Genomic DNA, 17,395 nt, shown 5'->3' on the forward strand with positions numbered 1-17,395 from the left:
CGCGCGCGGCTAGAACTTGGCCCCCGCGCGGATGCCGATCGTTCGCGGCGCGATCGGCACGATATAGCTGCGGCTGCACGACCCGCATTCCTGGAAGCGCGAAAGCTGGCCGCGCTCGTCGGCGAGGTTGGTGACGAAGAGCTCGAGGTTGAACCGCTGGAAGTCGGCACCCACCGAGAGGCCCACCGTGGTGAACGCCTCCAGCCGCCCGAGCAGCTGCGCCGGATTGACGATCGCGCCGGTGCCGGTCTGGTAGATCGCCGTGCGGATATCCGAGGCGGCCGAGCTCTGGTGCGAGACCGTCGCCTGGCCATAGCCCTTCGCCGCGCCCACCGGCACCGTATAGCGCGCGGTGCCGCTCAGCTTGACCTGCGGGGTGATCGGCAGCCGCGATCCGCTTGGGGCCGAGATCAGATTGCCGTTGCCGGTATCCTTGCAGCTGTAGGTCGGATCGTCGAACAGGCAGAGATTCTTGGTGGTCTTGGCATCGGTGTAGCTGCCCGCGGCGGTCAGCGAGAGGCCGCCGCGGGTGAACGACGCGTCCGCCTCGACCCCGCGGATCCGCGCGTTCGGGCCGTTGTGGATCTCGGTGAAGCTGTTCGCGCCGAGGAAGGAGAATTGGAACTTGTCCCAATCCTGCTGATAGACCGCCGCGTTCAGCTTCAGCGCGCCACCGAAGAGGGTCGTCTTCGCGCCGACTTCATAATTGGTCAGGAAGTCGGCCTGGTAGGGCTGCACGTCGACGCGCCGGTTGATCCCGCCCGGGCGGAAGCCGCGCGAGACGGTGCCGTAGAGCAGCACGCCCCTGGTCGGCTTCCAGCTGAGATTGAAGCGATAGGTGCCGCCCTGCCCCTGCGCGCGCACCGGCAGCAGCCCGGCGCCGACCGCATAGGTGGCGAGGTTGGTGCAGGGCCCGCCCGCCACCGCCGCCGGCAGCAGCGTCGCCGCCTTGCCCGCCGCGATCGCGTTGCGCAGTCGCAGCCCGTCGGTGGTGAAGCACTGCGCCACGCCGGTGCGCGAACTGCCCGCGCCGTTATAGGGCGTGTCGGTGAAGCCGTTCCCAGGATTCCGGCCGAAGCCGAAAAAGCCGATCAGGGTATTGTCGTAGATATAGGCGCGGCCGCCCGCCGTGGCGGTGAGCGTGCTGGTCAGGTCGTAGCTGACTTCGCCGAACGCGGCATAGTCGCGGTCGACGCGGTGCTGCTGGGTGAGCCACAGCGTGCCCGGATGACCGTTGACCGAGAGGTTGTCGGCAAGGCCGGTCACCCGGTAATCCTGGTGGATGTCGTTCGACTGGCGCTGGTAGAACAGCCCGGCGACGATGCGCAGCCGCTCGTTGGACGGCGAGGCGACGCGCAGTTCCTGGCTGGTCTTCTTGAAATGGTCGGTCGCGACGATGCGCTGGCGCGCGTCGATCGGATTGCCGGCATTGTCCTTGAAGTAGAAATAGCCGGCGATGCCGCCCACCGAGGAATAGAGCGAGTCATAGGCCTCGGCATAATCGGTATAGTCGCTCGACTGGGTATCGCGGCGATCGAGATAGGCGCCGGCATAGGTGAGGTCCCAGTTCCCCACCTTGCCCTCGATCGTCAGCGCCGCCTGGATGAAGCGATCGCGGCGATATTCGGGGAAGAAGTGCTGAACCTGCAGGTCGCCGACCTTGGGATCATAGCCATAGGCGCCGTGGCTGCGCGTTTCCTGGTAGATCGCGTTGGGCGTGACGGTCCAATTGTCGTCAAGATCGACCTTCAGCGCGGCGCGGCCGCCCCAGATATCGGTCTCGTTATAGTCGTTCTTCACGAGCGTGCGGTTGTTTACCACCACGCCGCCCTTGCTGGCGGTGCACGACGTCGCCGCCGTCTCCGGCAGGAAGCTGCGGCAGCCGAACACATTGTCGATATAGCCGGCATCGTGCTGGTAGAATCCGACCAGGCGCAGCGCCGCCATGTCGTTGATCGGCAGGTTCAGCATGCCTTCCAGCTTGCCGCCGATGCCGCCCTTCTCCACCGAATTCAGCTCGGCATCGGCGCGGCCATAGGTGCCCTTGTGATCGGGCTGGTTGGTGATGATGCGGATCGTGCCGGCCTCGGACGAGGCGCCGTACAGCGTGCCCTGGGGACCGGACAGGCTCTCGATGCGAGCGATGTCATAGACATGCACGTCGAGATTGCCGCCGATCGTGGTGACCGGCTGCTCGTCCAGATACACGCCGACCGAGGGCAGCGATCCCGAATGGTTGCCGTCGCCGCCGGACGCCACGCCGCGCATGTAGACGACGTTGGTACCCGGGGTGCCGCCCAGTGCCTGGAACGAGACCGAGGGCAGCTGCTGCACATAGTCCTTGAAGTCGCTGATGTTCAGCTCGTCCAGCTTCTGGGTGCCAAGCGCCTGGATGCTGATGGGGACGTTCTGCAGGCTCTCGCTGCGCTTCTGCGCGGTGACGACGATCTCGTTGGGATCACTGCTGACCGGCGGGGCGGGCTCGGCCTGCTGCTGGGCCAATGCCGGGGCGGCGGCGAGCACCGTGGAAGCCAGCAAAATCGAACGTACGACGCACCGGTTGAGCGGCATGAACACCCCCTTGTTGTTGCGCCGCAGCGTCTTGCGCAACAGGTTTGCCGTCAAGCACCGGGCACGGCAGAGTACGGAAATGCGCAAGGATTGTTCAACCGCTGTGGCAATTCAGCAACGAAGCCGCGATCGGCGGCAAGGTTTGAGACGAAGAGTATCGAACCTGCGCAACAATCTCTTCCCCGCGCACGCGGACCGCGCCACGACAAGATCGTGCCGCACGGCTTGGCGGGAAAGGGAGGATCGACGATGCGACGGTGGGCAAGAAGGACGGGCACGCTGCTTGTCTCCATCCTGTCGGCAGCTGCGCCCGCCACGGCGCAGGTGGATCGCACCCCCTCGCCCGACCCGCAGCATCTCATCGACATCGGCCCATGGCAGCCCGACGGTGGCCTGCGGCAGATCCCGCTCTGGCCTGCGGGCACGGCGATCGCCCGGCCGGAGCTGGATGGCCCCGAGACCAGCGTGAAGGGCACTCGGCTGGTCGGTGGGCGGATCTGGCGGGCGATCCGCAATGTCTCGGTGCCGACCATGACGGTCTATCCTCCCAGGGGCGCCAACACCGGTGCCGCGATGCTGGTGCTCCCCGGCGGCGGCTATGAAGTGGTCGCGATCGACCTGGAAGGCAGCGAAATCTGCGACTGGGTGACGGCCCGCGGCATGACCTGCATCCTGCTCAAATATCGGGTACCCCAGCGCTGGCACCCGACCCGAAGCCGCGAACGCGCGCCCAAAGTGCAGCTGCCGCTGCAGGATGCCCAGCGCGCCATGGTGCTCGTTCGCCAGCAGGCCGCGACGCTGGGTATCGACCCCCACCGGATCGGCGTGATCGGCTTTTCCGCCGGCGGTCACCTGGCCGCCGCGATCAGCAATGCGGAAACGCGCAGCTACCCGGCCGTCGATGCCGCCGATGCCCTGCCCAGCCGGCCCGACTTCGCGGTGCTGCTCTATCCGGGCCATCTGCATGATTCGACCGGCGGCAGGACCAGCACCCGGCTCGCGCCTTGGCTGAAGGTGAGCCCCAAGGCGCCGCCGACCTTCCTGCTCCACAGCGTGGGCGACCCGACCGACAGCGTCTACCAGTCCTTCACCTATGCCATGGCGCTGGAACAGGCCAAGGTGCCGCTGGAGATGCACCTCTATGACGCCGGCGGCCATGCCTTCGGTCTGCGTCCCTCAGCGGCGGCGATTACCAGCAGCTGGCCCGGTCTGGTCGAGACCTGGCTGCACAGAATCAGGATGCTGGGAGCCGCGGCACCGCCGGATAGCGGGCGTTAGCGCGTCGACCTCTCCCCGGCCGCAGCGCAGGCGCGGCCAGGCAAGGCCTCACCGGAAACGCACGATGCCGGCCAGCCAAGACGCGGCTGCTGCCGGCACGGCCAGGACGCACAGGAAGAGGACGCCTACCGCGAGCAGGGGCCCGATTTCGCTGTTCACCAGCATCACCGGCAGTTGGGAGGCCGTGATGGCCACCCCCGCCATCCAACCACGCTTTCGGACCAGGAGACCGGCGCCCGCTGCCAGCGCGATCGAAAGCGGGTACCATGCATGCCAATAGGCGGGTGCGTCCCAAGGCTCGTTCACGGCGGCCAGGCGGCACACCACGGCCCAGTAGAGGCTGCCCGCACAAAGCAGCGCAAGGACCGTCGGAAGCAGCGCCATCCCTCTGGTCGGCCCCTGCCTTCGCGTGCCGGCCGGGTGCCTGGCGCCGCGCATCAGGATCCCGGAAACACCGGCACTGCCGGATAGGCGGTAAGCACCTCGCCCAACGCCGCCTTGAGCGGATCGAGCCAGGGTTCGAACGGCTTCCAGCCCTCCACGCCCTCGCGGAAGATCGGGCGGCGGACCTGTTCGGAGCTGGCGGTGCGCACCGCACGCTCGGTCTTGTAGAAGGCGAGGCAGGCGGGTTCAAAGTCCAGGCCGCAGGCGGCAAGCAGCGCGCGGACCTCCACCTCGGTATCGTCGACCATCGCTTCGTAGAAGACGCGGTGCACGCGGCCGGGGGCGACCGCATCGACATGCGCCATCAGCCGCACATAATCGGCATAATAGCGCCCCATGTCGTCCAGCGCATAGCTGAAGCCCTGGCCGCGGGCGAAATGCTGCTTGAAGTTGGAGAAGCAGCAGCCGAGCGGATGGCGGCGCGCATCGACGATCCTGGCGTTGGGCAGCGCCAGCAGGATGAGCGGCACATGCGCCCAGTTGTTGGGCAGCTTATCGATGAAGAAGGGGCGATCGGTGCGGCGCTGGATTCGGGTGCGGCGCAAATAGGTCTCACCCAGCGCGCGAAGCTGGTCGCCGGTCAGGTCGGCGAGGCCAGCCGGATAGCCGGCGATCTCGCGGGCGAGCACCGGCAGGTCGGCAAGCTCGGCGGTGCCTTCCACCTGGCCGTGGCTCGACAGGATCTGCTCGACCAGGGTCGATCCGGCGCGCGGCATGCCGAGGATGAAGATCGGGTCCGGCGCGGTGCAGCCCTGCCCCGCCCGGGCTGCCAACAGGTCCGGAGTCAGATGGGCTATATGCGCATCCACCAGCCGGGTCGTATCCTCGGCGGCATAGCGCAGCGACCGGCGGCGCAGGGCGTTGCCCGCGGCATAATGGGCGAAGGCTGGGGCGGCCTCGCCGCGGTCCTCCAGCGCCTTGCCGAGCGCGAAGTCGAGATGGAAGCGATCTTCCTCGGCAAGATCGGCGCCGGCGAGCGCGGCCTTCATCGCGGCGAGATCGGCGTCGTCGAAGCGGACGGTCTTGAGGTTCGCGAGGCTCCACCACGCCTCGCCCAATGCCGGCATCAGCGCGATCGACTGGCGGTAGGCGGCGACCGCGTCCGCCTGCCGGCCGACCGTCTTGAGCATATGGCCGTAGCTCATCCACACCCGCGGCTGGTTGGGCGCCTGTACGAGCACGTGCTCGTACAGCCCGATCGCGGCATCGAAGTCGCCGAGCCGCGCATTCGCGGCGGCCTGGAGATTGGTGTGGGTGGGGTTGTCCGGCTCGTCGGCGAGCACCTGGTCGAGCTCGGCGAGTGCCTCGACCGGACGATTCAGTCGATACAGCACGAGCGCGAGATTGGCGCGGGCGGGCGTAAATTGGGGCGCCAGTTCCACCGCGCGGCGCAGCAGCGACTCCGCGTCACGGTACCGGCCAATCCTGCCGGCGAGTTCGGCGAACATCCGGATCGCGGCGACGTCGAACGGGTCGTCCTTCAGGTGCGCACGCAGCAGCGGCTCGGCGACGTGCAACTGGTTGTCGTGCAGTGCCAGCGCCGCATCGATCAACCGGGGCGGATAGCGCCCTGCGGTCGCCATCCAGCTTTGCGGCGGGGCAAATTCGCGCGCCGGGATCGGCTCGCCCCCTGCGATTGCCCCGCTCATGCCGAACGGCTTCCGCATTTCCAATCCGTCCTTCCCGCGAAGGCGGGAATCCATTGGCGCTCGTGCCCCGGTTCTTTCCCCCAGCGCACCGACGAATGAATTCCCGCCTTCGCGGCAAGGACGGTGAAACTGGAAATTGCCTCGGCCTTTGTCATCACGTTCCCGCTCACCGCACAACCATCGGCGAGCGGGCCGTGGCGATCAAGCCGGTTCGGCCGCCTTTTGCAGCGCTTCCGCATCCACGTCGTCGAGCGCCCAGGCGCGCTTGTACGCCGCGCGGTCCTGCACCCGCTCGACATAGGCCAGGAAGGAGTCGCGGCCGGGCAGCATGCCGAAGCGGGTCAGCCAGCCGATCTGCGAACCGAGATAGACATCGGCAGCGGTGAAGCGTTCGCCGGTCGCGTAAGGCCGCGACGAGAGCAATCCGTCCAGCACCTCGACGACAAGGTCATAGGTGCCGTAGCCGAACATCCGGCTCTTGTCCTCGGCCGAAACGAAGGCGGCGGCCTTGTTGGTCGCGGCCTGCTCGACCGGCCCCGCCGCATAGAACAGCCAGCGATAATAATCGGCACGTTCCTCCGGGAGCGGCGCCAAACCGGCGTCCGGGAAGCTCTCGGCGAGATAGGCGCAGATCGCGGCGCATTCGGTGACGACCTTGCCGCCATGGACGATCGCCGGAACCTTCCCCATCGGGTTGATCGCGCGATAGGCCTCGCCCTTCATCGTCGAGGCATAGTCCAGCATCTCGACGCGGTAGGTCGCCCCCACTTCCTCGAGCATCCAGCGCACGATCCGGCCGCGCGACTGCGGGTTGGTATAGAGAATCAGCTGGTCCGTCATGGCCCCGTACCCCTGTTGCTCCCGACTCGATCCGTCGGGAACAAGAGGGGAACACGAAAGCGTCGTGCGGTCAACCGATCACAGGCTGGCGAAGGTCGCGAGCAGGCGATCCCAAGCGCGATCGGCCTGGGCGGCGTTGTAGACGCGGCTGTCCGGTGGGCACCAGCCGTGCATCGTGCCGGCATAGACTTCGATCTCGGCCGGCACCTTGGCGGCGGCGAAGGCGGTACGCAGCGCCTCCTTGTCGCCGGGGGCGCGCGCGTCGTCATTCTCGGCGATGGCGAACAGGTAGCGGCCCTGCAGCTGCGAGGCGAGCTTGTGCGGGCTGTCGGCATCGGCGGTCACCAGCGGCGCGCCGTGGAAGCTGCCACCGGCGCGGACCCTGCCCGGAAGCGCCGCGGCGGTGCGCACGACGAACGGCCCGCCCATGCAATAGCCGGTGCTGCCCATGCCGCGCTTGGCATCCACCTCCGGCTGGGCATCGAGGAAGGCGGCGAAGGTCTTGGCGTCGGCGGTGATCGCAGCCGGGGTCAGCGGCTCGCGCCACGGCATGATCATCGCGCGCACCTCGGGCTGGTCGAACGACTGGCCGGGCTTGAGGAACGGCGCCTTGGTCGAGCGGTAGAACTGGTTGACCGTCAGCACCGCATGGCCGGACTGGGCAAGCCGATCGGCCATCTGCCGGAAGGCTGGGCGCAGGCCCATAATGTCCGGCCATACCAGCACCGCCGGATGCTTGCCGCTGGTGGGCGCCACGAAATAGGCGTCGGCGGTGCCGTCCGCGGTCTTGATGGTGACGTCGCGGCCCTTGACGGCGGCGGCGTTGGCCGGGCTCGGCAGCATCACCATCATGCCGGTCGCAGCGGCGGCGGCGGTGAAGCCGCGGCGGGTGATTCCGCCCAGCACGCGGTCGTTGTCGGCTGCGGTATGCTCGTCACACATGGCGATCCTCCTCCTCGGGGTCCCCGCCCCGCCGCCGGTCTAGCCCAGCGCAACGCCGCCGCAAAGCTGCCCCGAGAAACAGAACGGGCCCCGGCGCAAGATGCGCCGAGGCCCGCTCCCATACGCCCGGGAAGGCGATCTCAGTGCTTGAACAGGCTCTCCGCCGTGTGCTCGATCGGGGCGCTCTCGGCCTCCTGCACATGGCTCGCCGCATAGCGTTCGGCGCGGAGCTGCTCGATCAGCGCCTCGCGGTCGCCCTCGAGGCGGGTGTCGGTCGGCGCCTCGATGCCGGCGGCCTTGGCCGCCTTGGCCACCAGCGCGTCCAGCTCGCGCTGCGAGCAGAGGCCGAGCGTCACCGGATCCTTCGGCACGATGTTGCCGATGTTCCAGTGGGTGCGGTCGCGGATCGCGGCGATGGTGGTGCGGGTGGTGCCGATCAGCTTGCCGATCGCGCCGTCCGAAACCTCGGGATGGTGGCGCAGGATCCAGGCGATGCCGTCCGGCTTGTCCTGGCGCTTCGAGACCGGCGTGTAGCGCGGGCCCTTGGTGCGGCGAACCTGCTCGGGGCCCTTCTGCATCTTGAGAACGTAGTTGGGGTCCTTCTGACCCTTTTCGATCTCGTCCATCGTCAGTTCGTGCGCGCGCACCGGATCGCGGCCGGTGAGCTTGGTCGCGGCGGTATCGTCAGCGATCGCCTGCACTTCGAGGATGTGGAGACCGCAGAACTCGGCAATCTGCTCGAACGACAGCGACGTGTTGTCGACCAGCCAGGAAGCGGTCGCGTGCGGCATCAGCGGCTGGGCCACGGTGGATCTCCGGAACTTGAAACAATAAGGGCCGCCCATCACGGGCGGCCACACATGGTCTTGATGTAGGGGAGCTTGCCCGCTTCGGCAAGCGTTTCCGCGATTCAGGCGGCGGCCTTCTCGCAGTCGATCGGCACCAGGGCGCTCAGGAACTGACGCGCGCTCGCCTCCCAGGTGAAGCTGCGGCCATAGGCGGCGCAGGCAGCGCGATCCAGCATGCGCGCCTTGTCGATCGCCACGCCCAGATCCTCGTCCATCACGCCGGTCTCGGGCGTCAGCACGTCGACCGGGCCGGTGACCGGATAGGCGGCGACCGGCGTGCCGCAGGCCAGCGCCTCGATCATCACCAGGCCGAAGGTATCGGTGCGGCTGGGGAAGACGAACACGTCCGCCGCGGCGTAAGCGGCGGCGAGGTCCGCGCCGAACTGCGCCCCGAGGAAGACCGCCGCCGGGTACTTCGCCTCCAGCATCGCCCGCGCGGGGCCGTCGCCCACCACCACCTTGGTGCCGGGGCGATCGACGCGGAGGAACGCCTCGAGATTCTTCTCGACCGCGACGCGACCCACATACAGCATCTTCGGCCCGGCCAATTCCGCCATGCGCGGATGGGGCGCTAGGTCCGGATGGAAGTTGCTCAGATCGACACCCCGCCCCCAGTGGCGGACCTGGGGCAGGCCGTGATCGACCAGCGACTGGCGGATCGAGGCGGTGGAGGCGAGAATCGTCGCGCTCGGCGTATGAAACCAGCGGATGTAGCGCCAGATCCATTCGGCCGGCACGCCCGAGCGTGCCGAGACATAATCCGGGAACTGGGTGTGATAGGCGGTGGTGAACGGCCGCTTCTGGCGCAGGCACCAGCGCCGCGCCGCGACGCAGAGCGGCCCCTCGGTCGCCAGATGGATCGCGTTGGGGGCGAAATCCTCCAGCATCGCGCCCACCGCCGCCACGCTGGTGATCGCGAGGCGGATTTCCGGATAGGTCGGGCAGGGCAGCGAGTAGAAGCGGTCCGGCGAGACGACCATCACCTGGTGGCCCTGGCTCTCCAGCACCCGCCGCACCGATTGGAGCGTGCGGACGACGCCGTTGACCTGGGGCTCCCAGGCATCGGTCACGATGGCGATACGCACGGTCTCGGTCCCCCCCGCCGCCGTCACGCCGCCGCCAGTCTGACCTCGGACTCCGGCTGCGACTCGCGCGCTGCCATCTCGTCGGCCCAGTGGAGAATTTCCATGGTGCCGTCGTACTGCTCCACCAGCGCGGTGCAACCCTCTACCCAATCGCCGTCGTTATAATAGGCGACACCGTCGATCGGGCGGATCTCGGCCTTGTGGATGTGCCCGGCGATCACGCCGTCGACGCCGCGGGCACCGGCTTCGCGCGCCACGATCTCTTCGAACTTGGAGATGAAGGACACCGCGTTCTTCACCTTCTGCTTGGCGTATTTGGAGAGCGACCAATAGGGCAGACCCATCCAGCGGCGCACCATGTTCAGCCAGCGGTTGAGCGTCATCATCATCTCGTACGCAGCGTCGCCCAGATGGGCGAGCCAGCGGTGCGACATGGTGATCGCGTCGAACTCGTCGCCGTGGAGCACCAGCAGGCGGCGGCCGTCGGCGGTGGTGTGAATCGCCTGGCGCTTGATCTTCACGCCGCCGAAATCCAGCCCGGTGAACTGGCGGAACATCTCGTCATGATTGCCGGGAATATAGACGATCTCGGTGCCGCGCTTCGCCCGCTTCAGTACGCGCCAGACGATGTCGTTGTGCGTCGCCGGCCAGTACAAGCGCTTCTTCATCGCCCAGCCGTCGATGATGTCGCCCACCAGGTACATGATGTCGCTGTCGACATGGTCGAGAAAATCGATCAGCATTTCCGCGTTGCAGCCGCGCGTGCCGAGATGCACGTCGGAAATCCAGATCGCGCGATACTTGCGCCGCGTGCCGATCGGCCGTTCCGGAATGGTGGGCGTCGCCGCATGAAAGTCCGCGAGCCCCGCGACATCGAACGAAAGCTTGGTGATCGTGGCCATGCCCGAGTTCCCGTGCAGCTATGCTGGTGCAGAGACTCGCCTATGGCGCGACATTGTTACAAATCGAATCGTTACGATTTCATGGGATTGTCATACAGGCGCCGCCGATCGGCCGCGAGAGAAGGAAGTAGCGCCCACGCCGCCCCAGGTCCGCGCCTGCCTCTACAATGCGGGGACGGGATGGACAAACCATGCAACGCCTTCGTGACATCGCAAGCGACATCTTGCGGACCATCGAGCACATCGCGCGCGAATGCGAGGCGCCCATCGACTTGCTGCTGATCGCCGATCTCCGGAAGAAAGTGGCGCTCGCGCACAGCCTGTTCTTCGCGCAGCAGGAGCAGCTGGTGCTCCAACCGCTACGGCAAAGCGGCGACCCGGCCCTTGCGGAGATCGCGCGATGCTCCGTCGAGCGCGATCTGGAGGGCCGCCGGATGGGCCTCGCACATTACCAGCGATGGCCCCTTGCCCGCGTTGCCGAAGACCCCGCCGGCTACCGTCGCGAGGTGCTGACCATGCTGCGCTGGATCGAAGCCCGCATCCTCTATGCCGAGCAGACGGCCTACCCGGCGCTGGCGCGACTTATTTCGTCCTCAAAACAAGCCGCAGGTCGCTGAACTCCGCCTAGAATGGCAGCAGGAAGGACCCTGATGCCAAACACGTCGCTCGTTAAAGCTACCCAAGACGTTCTTGCCGCGATCCACGCGCTCGCCGCCCTGGCCAAGACGAATACCGCCGCCGCCACGCTGGCCGCCGCCCGCAACCACGCCGATGAGGCACTACGCGCGCTGCACCTTGCCAAGGAAATCCTGCTGCTCGCCCCGCTGCGCGAGAGTGACGACCCCGTCCACCACGCCCTGGCGCGCCGCACCGTGCAGCAGGACCTCGAATGGCGCGAGCACCTGATCGCCCACCACGCCGCCTGGCCTATCAGGGCTCTCCGCGCCGATCCGCAGGGCTATCGGATCGCGGCGCAGCAGCTGTTCCGCATGGCGGAGCGCCGCATCGCCCATCAGGACCAGTTGCTGGAACCCATGGTGCGCGAGGCGATGACCGCGCACCGCCGCGCTGCCTGACCGCCCGTCAGGCGGGCTGGCCGGCAATCGTCAGCACGATCTTGCCGACATGCTCGCCTGCTTCCATCCGCCGGTGCGCCTCGGGCGCCTGGGCAAACGGATAGGTGCGATCGATCACCGGCTTGAGTTTGCCCTCGGCGACCAGCGGCCAGACGTGACGGCGGAGCTCGTCGGCAAGCAGCGACTTGAACTCCACCGAGCGCGGCCGAAGCGTCGAGCCGGTCAGCGTGAGGCGCCGGCGCATCACGTCCCACACCGGGATCCTCGCGGTCGCGCCGCCCTGCACGGCGATCGAGACGTGGCGACCATCCTCGGCCAGGCACTGGAGGTTGCGCGCGACATAGTCACCGCCGACCATGTCGATCACGATCTCGACGCCCTTGCCGCCGGTGAAGGCCTTCACCGCCTCGACGAAATCCTCCGTCTTGTAGTTGATCGCCAGATCGGCACCCAGGCTCCGCGCCGCCGCGCATTTCGCATCCGATCCGGCGGTAACCAGGATCGTCAGCCCGAACAGCTTGGCGAGCGCGATCGCCATGGTGCCGATGCCGCTGGTGCCGCCATGCACCAGCACCGTCTCGCCCGGCTGCGCCCAACCGCGATCGAACAGGTTCGACCAGACGGTGAACAGCGTCTCCGGCAGCGCGGCGGCCTCGACCATGCTCAGCCCCTCCGGGACCTCCAGGCACTGGCCCGCGGGTGCCACCGCATATTCGGCATAGGCCCCGCCGGCGATCAGCGCGCAGACCGGCTTGCCCAGCAGCGACTCGTCGACACCTTCGCCCAGCGCGACGACGGTGCCGGCAATCTCCATGCCGAGGATCGAGGGCGCGCCGGGCGGGGGCGGATATTTGCCCTGCCGCTGCAACACCTCGGGCCGGTTCACGCCGGCCGCCGCGACTCGCACCAGCAGTTCGCCCGCCCCAGGCTGGGGGACCGGCCGCTCGACAGGCACAAGTACTTCGGGGCCACCCGGCGCATCGGGATCGATGGCCAGCATCATCTGGGCTGCTGTCATTCGGTTCGTCGCTTTTTGACCCAAGGGGAACTCCGGGGCCTTATTGACATCGGCTTTCCTAGGGTCAACGTTTCGTCGCATGGACGCCGACGAAAATCTTCCCCGTCGATCCGACGATCTCGCAGGTCAGCTGGCACGCCAAGACCTCGATCCGTTTTCGGTTGCTGAACTGGAAGCGCGAATTCAGCTGCTCGAAACCGAAATCGTCCGATGTCGAGAAAAGATTCAACACGCCGTTCACCACCGCGCAAGCGCTGACGCTCTATTTAAGAAATGAGCGTCAAGGCACCGGAACTCGGGCGATATGCCACGATCCTCCGGTGCGGGGCCGCAGCGCTTGATGCGGGGCCTGCCACTCCCGACATAGGGGAAGACGGGCTCAGCACCCTATCGGCCCGACTGGAGTTGTATCCGAATGCCTAGTTTCGCCTCCGCTCTCGAAGCCACCCTCCACAAGGCGCTCGAGGCTGCGTCCTCGCGCCGGCACGAATATGCGACGCTCGAGCATCTCCTGCTCGCGCTGATCGACGACGAACATGCCTCGAAGGTAATGGGCGCGTGCGGGGTGGACCTGGGCGAGCTGAAGACCACCGTGGCGCACTATCTCGATACCGAGCTGGAAGCGCTGAAGGTGGACAACGCCACCGATCCCTCCCCCACCAGCGGGTTCCAGCGCGTCGTCCAGCGCGCGATCCTGCACGTCCAGTCCTCGGGCCGCGACGAAGTGACCGGCGCCAACGTGCTGGTTGCGCTGTTCAGCGAGCGCGAGAGCTACGCGGTCTATTTCCTGCAGCAGCAGGACATGAGCCGGCTCGATGCCGTCAGCTTCATCAGCCACGGCGTCGGCAAGGGCGGCACCACGCCCACCGAGACCAGCACCCCCAAGGGCGCTGCCGAGGAAGACAAGTCGAACAAGCAGGAGGCGAAGACGGGCAAGGGTGAGAGCGCGCTCAAGCAATTCACCGTCGACCTCAACGAGAAGGCCAAGATCGGCAAGGTCGATCCGCTGATCGGCCGCGCGGCCGAGGTCGACCGCACCGTCCAGATCCTGTGTCGGCGCAGCAAGAACAACCCGCTTTATGTGGGCGATCCGGGCGTCGGCAAGACCGCCATCGCCGAGGGCCTCGCGCGCAAGATCGTCGAGGGCGAAGTGCCCGACGTTCTGAAGGAAGCGGTGATCTACTCGCTCGACATGGGCGCGCTGCTCGCCGGCACCCGCTATCGCGGCGACTTCGAGGAGCGCCTGAAGCAGGTCGTCTCGGAGCTCGAGAAACTGCCGCACGCGGTGCTGTTCATCGACGAGATCCACACCGTGATCGGCGCGGGCGCCACCAGCGGCGGCGCGATGGATGCGTCGAACCTGCTCAAGCCGGCGCTGTCGGGTGGCTCGATCCGCTGCATCGGCTCGACCACCTACAAGGAATTCCGCAACCACTTCGAGAAGGACCGCGCGCTGCTCCGCCGCTTCCAGAAAATCGACGTCAACGAGCCGTCGGTCGAGGATACGGTGAAGATCCTCGCGGGCCTGCGCTCGGCGTTCGAGCAGCACCATTCGGTGAAGTACACGCCCGACGCGATCAAGTCGGCGGTGGAACTGTCGGCGCGCTACATCAACGACCGCAAGCTGCCCGACAAGGCGATCGACGTGATCGACGAGGTCGGCGCGATGCAGATGCTGGTGGCGCCGTCCAAGCGCAAGAAGGTCATCACCCCCAAGGAGATCGAGCAGGTCATCGCGACCATGGCGCGGATCCCGGCCAAGACCGTCTCGTCGGACGACACCCGCGTGCTCGCCAATATCGAGCAGGATCTGAAGCGCGTCGTGTTCGGCCAGGACAAGGCGATCGAAGTCCTGTCCTCGGCAATCAAGCTCAGCCGTGCGGGCCTGCGCGATCCGGACAAGCCGATCGGCAACTATCTGTTCTCGGGACCCACGGGCGTCGGCAAGACCGAGGTGGCGAAGCAGCTCGCGACGCTGCTCGGCATCCCGCTCCAGCGCTTCGACATGTCCGAGTACATGGAGCGCCACTCGGTCAGCCGGCTGATCGGTGCCCCTCCGGGCTATGTCGGCTATGACCAGGGCGGCCTGCTGACCGACGCGGTCGACCAGAACCCGCATTCGGTGCTGCTGCTCGACGAGATCGAAAAGGCGCATCCGGACCTGTTCAACATCCTGCTGCAGGTGATGGACAACGGCAAGCTGACCGACCACCACGGCAAGACCGTCGACTTCCGCAACACCATCCTCATCCTGACCACCAATGCCGGTGCGTCCGACATGGCGAAGGAAAGCGTGGGCTTCGGCGAACTGAGCCGCGAGGACGTGCAGGAAGAGGCCGTGAAGAATCTCTTCACCCCCGAATTCCGCAACCGTCTCGATGCGATCGTGCCGTTCGGCTATCTGCCGCCGGAGGTCGTCGCCCGCGTCGTCGACAAGTTCGTGCTGCAGCTCGAGCTGCAGCTCACCGATCGCGGCGTCCACATTCACCTGGACGAGGAAGCCAAGGCGTGGCTCACCAAGCGCGGCTATGACAAGCTGTACGGCGCGCGCCCGATGGGCCGCCTGATGCAGGAGAAGATCAAGCAGCCGCTCGCCGAGGAGCTGCTGTTCGGCAAGCTCGTCCATGGCGGCGAGGTGAGCGTGAAGCTGAAGGACAACGCCCTGGCCTTCGAGATCACGCCCGCGGCACCGAAGAAGCCCAAGAAGGGCACCAAGACGGAGCCTGCGGGCGCCTGACCCTTCGCGGCGTCGGAAACAACAATCGGCCCGGGAGAGCGCTCTCCCGGGCCGATTGCGTTTGACGGGGTACGATGTGTCAGCGGTTGGCGCTGGCGACCATTGCTCCCTGGTTCGCAGCGAGGATCGCGCGCTCGGCGTCCTTGCGGGCGTTGGCGAGCGCGATGCGACGGCAGTCGAGCTCGTCCGCGGTCGGCAGGATCATGCCGGTCATCGGATCGTAGCGGCAGACGCGATAGCTCGCCGACGCGATACGGCGCTGCAGGCGCGCACGGCCTTCGGCGGTAAGCAGTTCGGAAGGCGCATAGGCGATGCGAACGGTCTTGTCCTGACGGACCTGGATCCGGGCTTCGGCCGGAACCGTGGCGATCGTGCCAAGCATTGCGGCCATCACGATAAAAGTCTTCATGATTGGTCCTCCTGGGATGCGGTGTATTCGCGACCATGTCGCGACCGGTCTCCGCCGGCTGACTGCGCCACTACTCTCAAAATGGGTCACGCCCATGCAGAGCCCGTGACAATCCACCACATCCCGAATGACATAATTATGGCCGCTCGCTTCAATGCTGCGCCGCAGCATCTACAGGCGAAACAAAATTATAAAGTAGCAAACGCCCGATTCTTGCCGATCGTACGTGCCGGTCGAGGATCAGCGCTGCGGCCCGTCTACTCCGCGTGCGATCACGACCGGGGTGTCGCACTGCACGAAGCGCACCACCGGCCGATACCGGTTTGCCGGCGGCTCCTTGTCGAGGGAGCGCAAGGTAGGTGCCGGGGCCTCGCCCTCTCGAATGGACTGGCCGCGAGCGTTCTCGCATCGGGCCTCGCGATGCGCCGCCGGAGCGGCTGCTGCGCGTAGCGAAAGGACCTTCGGCGCGTCGTCGCCGGCGATCGAAAGCAACAGAACCATCCCCAACATGGCCGTCTCCCCAACCTCGTCCGCTTCCGGAGCGGACGGGCGGGAGACTAGCATGCCGGACGCAGCCTTGCCTATCGGCCCTTTTCGGCGAGCTTGCGCTCCCAGGCAAGCGCGTCGCGAACGATGCCGTTCAGATCGGCGTGCCGGGGCCGCCAGGGCAAGGCCGCGAGGATCGCGCTGTTGTCCGCCACCAGCGCGTCCGGATCACCGGCGCGGCGCCCCTCGAGCTTGCGCTCGATCGTCATGTTGGTCACCCGATCCACCGCATCGAGCACTTCCAGCACCGAGAAGCCACGGCCATAGCCGCAGTTCATCGTGTGGCTTTCCTCCGGTCGCGCGATCAGCAGGTCGAGCGCGTCGACATGCGCCGCAGCGAGATCGCTGACATGGATATAGTCGCGCACGCCGGTGCCGTCCGGGGTGGCGAAGTCGGTACCGAACACCGAGACGTGGCTGCGCTTGCCCGTGGCCGCCTCCACCGCAACCTTGATCAGGTGCGTCGCCCCTGCGGTCGACTGGCCGCTGCGCCCCTGCGGATCCGCACCGGCGACGTTGAAATAGCGCAGTGCGCAATAGTTGAGCGGGTGCGCCGCCGCCACGTCCTTCAGCATGATCTCGGTCATCAGCTTGGACATGCCGTACGGGTTGATCGGCGCCTTCGGGCTGTCCTCGCGGATCGGCACCTGCTCGGGGATGCCATAGGTGGCCGCGGTCGAGGAGAAGATGAAGTGGCGCACGCCCTCGGCCACCACCGCCTCGATCAGCGATCGGCTGGCGGCGGTGTTGTTGCGGTAATATTTGAGCGGATCGGTGACCGATTCCGGCACCACGACCGAACCGGCGAAATGCATCACCGCAGTCACGCCATGCGCCCGGATCGCGGCCCGCACCGCCGGGATGTCGTCGATATTGGCGACGACCAACTTCGCGCGCGGATCCACCGCCCAGTCGAACCCGGTGACCAGATTGTCGATCACGACCACCTGCCATCCGGCATCGAGCAGCGCCAGCACCGCATGGCTGCCGATATAGCCTGCCCCACCCGTCACCAGCACCGTACCGTCGCGCATCGATCGATCCCCTTTG

General features: G+C 66.8%; 17 protein-coding genes. 5 read left to right on the plus strand and 12 right to left on the minus strand.

Annotated elements, in window-relative coordinates; genetic code table 11:
- Window positions 1-9: 9 nt before the first annotated feature.
- Window positions 10-2,610: a TonB-dependent receptor gene (locus QZ814_RS00645; RefSeq protein ID WP_365897852.1), complete on the minus strand. Its 2,601-nt coding sequence runs from the start codon at window positions 2,608-2,610 to the stop codon at window positions 10-12.
- Between the two features lie 210 nt (window positions 2,611-2,820).
- Between QZ814_RS00645 and QZ814_RS00650 the strand changes: the two genes are divergently transcribed.
- A complete protein-coding gene (locus QZ814_RS00650) occupies window positions 2,821-3,849 on the plus strand; it encodes an alpha/beta hydrolase (RefSeq protein ID WP_294329093.1) in 1,029 nt (342 codons plus the stop codon).
- Window positions 3,850-3,897: 48 nt separating this feature from the next.
- Here QZ814_RS00650 and QZ814_RS00655 read toward each other — a convergent pair whose 3' ends face one another.
- The 7 genes from QZ814_RS00655 to QZ814_RS00685 all read right to left on the minus strand — a co-directional run bounded on the left by QZ814_RS00655 (window position 3,898) and on the right by QZ814_RS00685 (window position 10,559).
- The gene (locus QZ814_RS00655) at window positions 3,898-4,233 is read right to left on the minus strand and encodes a hypothetical protein (protein ID WP_294329094.1); all 336 of its coding nucleotides are present in this window, start codon (window positions 4,231-4,233) and stop codon (window positions 3,898-3,900) included.
- A 53-nt stretch (window positions 4,234-4,286) separates the two neighbouring features.
- Complete coding sequence (locus QZ814_RS00660) at window positions 4,287-5,876, minus strand: sulfotransferase (protein WP_294329167.1); 1,590 nt, start codon at window positions 5,874-5,876, stop codon at window positions 4,287-4,289.
- 267 nt (window positions 5,877-6,143) lie between these two features.
- On the minus strand, window positions 6,144-6,782 hold the full coding sequence (locus QZ814_RS00665; RefSeq protein WP_294329095.1) for a glutathione S-transferase family protein: 639 nt from the start codon (window positions 6,780-6,782) through the stop codon (window positions 6,144-6,146).
- 78 nt (window positions 6,783-6,860) lie between these two features.
- Window positions 6,861-7,724 carry a dienelactone hydrolase family protein gene (locus QZ814_RS00670; protein ID WP_294329096.1) on the minus strand — a complete coding sequence of 288 codons (864 nt, stop codon included), beginning with the start codon at window positions 7,722-7,724 and terminating at the stop codon, window positions 6,861-6,863.
- A 140-nt stretch (window positions 7,725-7,864) separates the two neighbouring features.
- Window positions 7,865-8,515, minus strand: coding sequence for a DUF1013 domain-containing protein (locus QZ814_RS00675; RefSeq protein ID WP_294329168.1), 651 nt, complete (start codon window positions 8,513-8,515; stop codon window positions 7,865-7,867).
- A gap of 119 nt (window positions 8,516-8,634) precedes the next feature.
- Window positions 8,635-9,657: a glycosyltransferase family 1 protein gene (locus QZ814_RS00680; RefSeq protein ID WP_294329097.1), complete on the minus strand. Its 1,023-nt coding sequence runs from the start codon at window positions 9,655-9,657 to the stop codon at window positions 8,635-8,637.
- Window positions 9,658-9,680: 23 nt separating this feature from the next.
- Complete coding sequence (locus QZ814_RS00685) at window positions 9,681-10,559, minus strand: UDP-2,3-diacylglucosamine diphosphatase (RefSeq protein ID WP_294329098.1); 879 nt, start codon at window positions 10,557-10,559, stop codon at window positions 9,681-9,683.
- A 191-nt stretch (window positions 10,560-10,750) separates the two neighbouring features.
- On the opposite strand from QZ814_RS00685, the gene QZ814_RS00690 reads away from it, so the two are divergent.
- Window positions 10,751-11,176 (plus strand): hypothetical protein, encoded by a 426-nt coding sequence (locus tag QZ814_RS00690; RefSeq protein ID WP_294329099.1) that lies wholly within the window; start codon window positions 10,751-10,753, stop codon window positions 11,174-11,176.
- 33 nt (window positions 11,177-11,209) lie between these two features.
- The gene (locus QZ814_RS00695) at window positions 11,210-11,635 is read left to right on the plus strand and encodes a hypothetical protein (protein ID WP_294329100.1); all 426 of its coding nucleotides are present in this window, start codon (window positions 11,210-11,212) and stop codon (window positions 11,633-11,635) included.
- 7 nt (window positions 11,636-11,642) lie between these two features.
- Here the strand turns inward: QZ814_RS00695 and QZ814_RS00700 are convergent, their stop codons facing one another.
- Window positions 11,643-12,653, minus strand: a complete 1,011-nt coding sequence (locus QZ814_RS00700; RefSeq protein WP_294329101.1) for an NAD(P)H-quinone oxidoreductase — start codon at window positions 12,651-12,653, stop codon at window positions 11,643-11,645.
- 79 nt (window positions 12,654-12,732) lie between these two features.
- Between QZ814_RS00700 and QZ814_RS00705 the strand changes: the two genes are divergently transcribed.
- Window positions 12,733-12,930 (plus strand): DUF1192 domain-containing protein, encoded by a 198-nt coding sequence (locus tag QZ814_RS00705; RefSeq protein WP_294329102.1) that lies wholly within the window; start codon window positions 12,733-12,735, stop codon window positions 12,928-12,930.
- Between the two features lie 138 nt (window positions 12,931-13,068).
- A complete protein-coding gene (gene clpA, locus QZ814_RS00710) occupies window positions 13,069-15,390 on the plus strand; it encodes an ATP-dependent Clp protease ATP-binding subunit ClpA (protein WP_294329103.1) in 2,322 nt (773 codons plus the stop codon).
- A 79-nt stretch (window positions 15,391-15,469) separates the two neighbouring features.
- Here clpA and QZ814_RS00715 read toward each other — a convergent pair whose 3' ends face one another.
- The 3 genes from QZ814_RS00715 to galE all read right to left on the minus strand — a co-directional run bounded on the left by QZ814_RS00715 (window position 15,470) and on the right by galE (window position 17,379).
- Window positions 15,470-15,799, minus strand: a complete 330-nt coding sequence (locus QZ814_RS00715; protein ID WP_294329104.1) for a UrcA family protein — start codon at window positions 15,797-15,799, stop codon at window positions 15,470-15,472.
- A 240-nt stretch (window positions 15,800-16,039) separates the two neighbouring features.
- Entirely contained in the window at window positions 16,040-16,309 is a 270-nt protein-coding gene (locus QZ814_RS00720) for a hypothetical protein (RefSeq protein WP_294329105.1), read from the minus strand.
- Window positions 16,310-16,380: 71 nt separating this feature from the next.
- A complete protein-coding gene (gene galE / locus QZ814_RS00725) occupies window positions 16,381-17,379 on the minus strand; it encodes a UDP-glucose 4-epimerase GalE (protein ID WP_294329106.1) in 999 nt (332 codons plus the stop codon).
- Between the last annotated feature and the right edge of the window lie 16 nt (window positions 17,380-17,395).

Origin of the sequence: uncultured Sphingomonas sp., assembly GCF_913777625.1 — a bacterium.
In the GTDB taxonomy this organism is placed as follows: domain Bacteria; phylum Pseudomonadota; class Alphaproteobacteria; order Sphingomonadales; family Sphingomonadaceae; genus Sphingomonas.

Coding starts and splice junctions, on each gene's coding strand:
- QZ814_RS00650 (WP_294329093.1), top strand. CDS start 2,821: ATGCGACGGTGGGCAAGAAGGACGGGCACGCTGCTTGTCTCCATCCTG.
- QZ814_RS00655 (WP_294329094.1), bottom strand. CDS start 4,233: ATGGCGCTGCTTCCGACGGTCCTTGCGCTGCTTTGTGCGGGCAGCCTC.
- QZ814_RS00660 (WP_294329167.1), bottom strand. CDS start 5,876: ATGGCGACCGCAGGGCGCTATCCGCCCCGGTTGATCGATGCGGCGCTG.
- QZ814_RS00665 (WP_294329095.1), bottom strand. CDS start 6,782: ATGACGGACCAGCTGATTCTCTATACCAACCCGCAGTCGCGCGGCCGG.
- QZ814_RS00670 (WP_294329096.1), bottom strand. CDS start 7,724: ATGTGTGACGAGCATACCGCAGCCGACAACGACCGCGTGCTGGGCGGA.
- QZ814_RS00675 (WP_294329168.1), bottom strand. CDS start 8,515: ATGCCGCACGCGACCGCTTCCTGGCTGGTCGACAACACGTCGCTGTCG.
- QZ814_RS00685 (WP_294329098.1), bottom strand. CDS start 10,559: ATGGCCACGATCACCAAGCTTTCGTTCGATGTCGCGGGGCTCGCGGAC.
- QZ814_RS00690 (WP_294329099.1), top strand. CDS start 10,751: ATGCAACGCCTTCGTGACATCGCAAGCGACATCTTGCGGACCATCGAG.
- QZ814_RS00695 (WP_294329100.1), top strand. CDS start 11,210: ATGCCAAACACGTCGCTCGTTAAAGCTACCCAAGACGTTCTTGCCGCG.
- QZ814_RS00700 (WP_294329101.1), bottom strand. CDS start 12,653: ATGACAGCAGCCCAGATGATGCTGGCCATCGATCCCGATGCGCCGGGT.
- QZ814_RS00705 (WP_294329102.1), top strand. CDS start 12,733: ATGGACGCCGACGAAAATCTTCCCCGTCGATCCGACGATCTCGCAGGT.
- clpA (WP_294329103.1), top strand. CDS start 13,069: ATGCCTAGTTTCGCCTCCGCTCTCGAAGCCACCCTCCACAAGGCGCTC.
- QZ814_RS00715 (WP_294329104.1), bottom strand. CDS start 15,799: ATGAAGACTTTTATCGTGATGGCCGCAATGCTTGGCACGATCGCCACG.
- QZ814_RS00720 (WP_294329105.1), bottom strand. CDS start 16,309: ATGTTGGGGATGGTTCTGTTGCTTTCGATCGCCGGCGACGACGCGCCG.
- galE (WP_294329106.1), bottom strand. CDS start 17,379: ATGCGCGACGGTACGGTGCTGGTGACGGGTGGGGCAGGCTATATCGGC.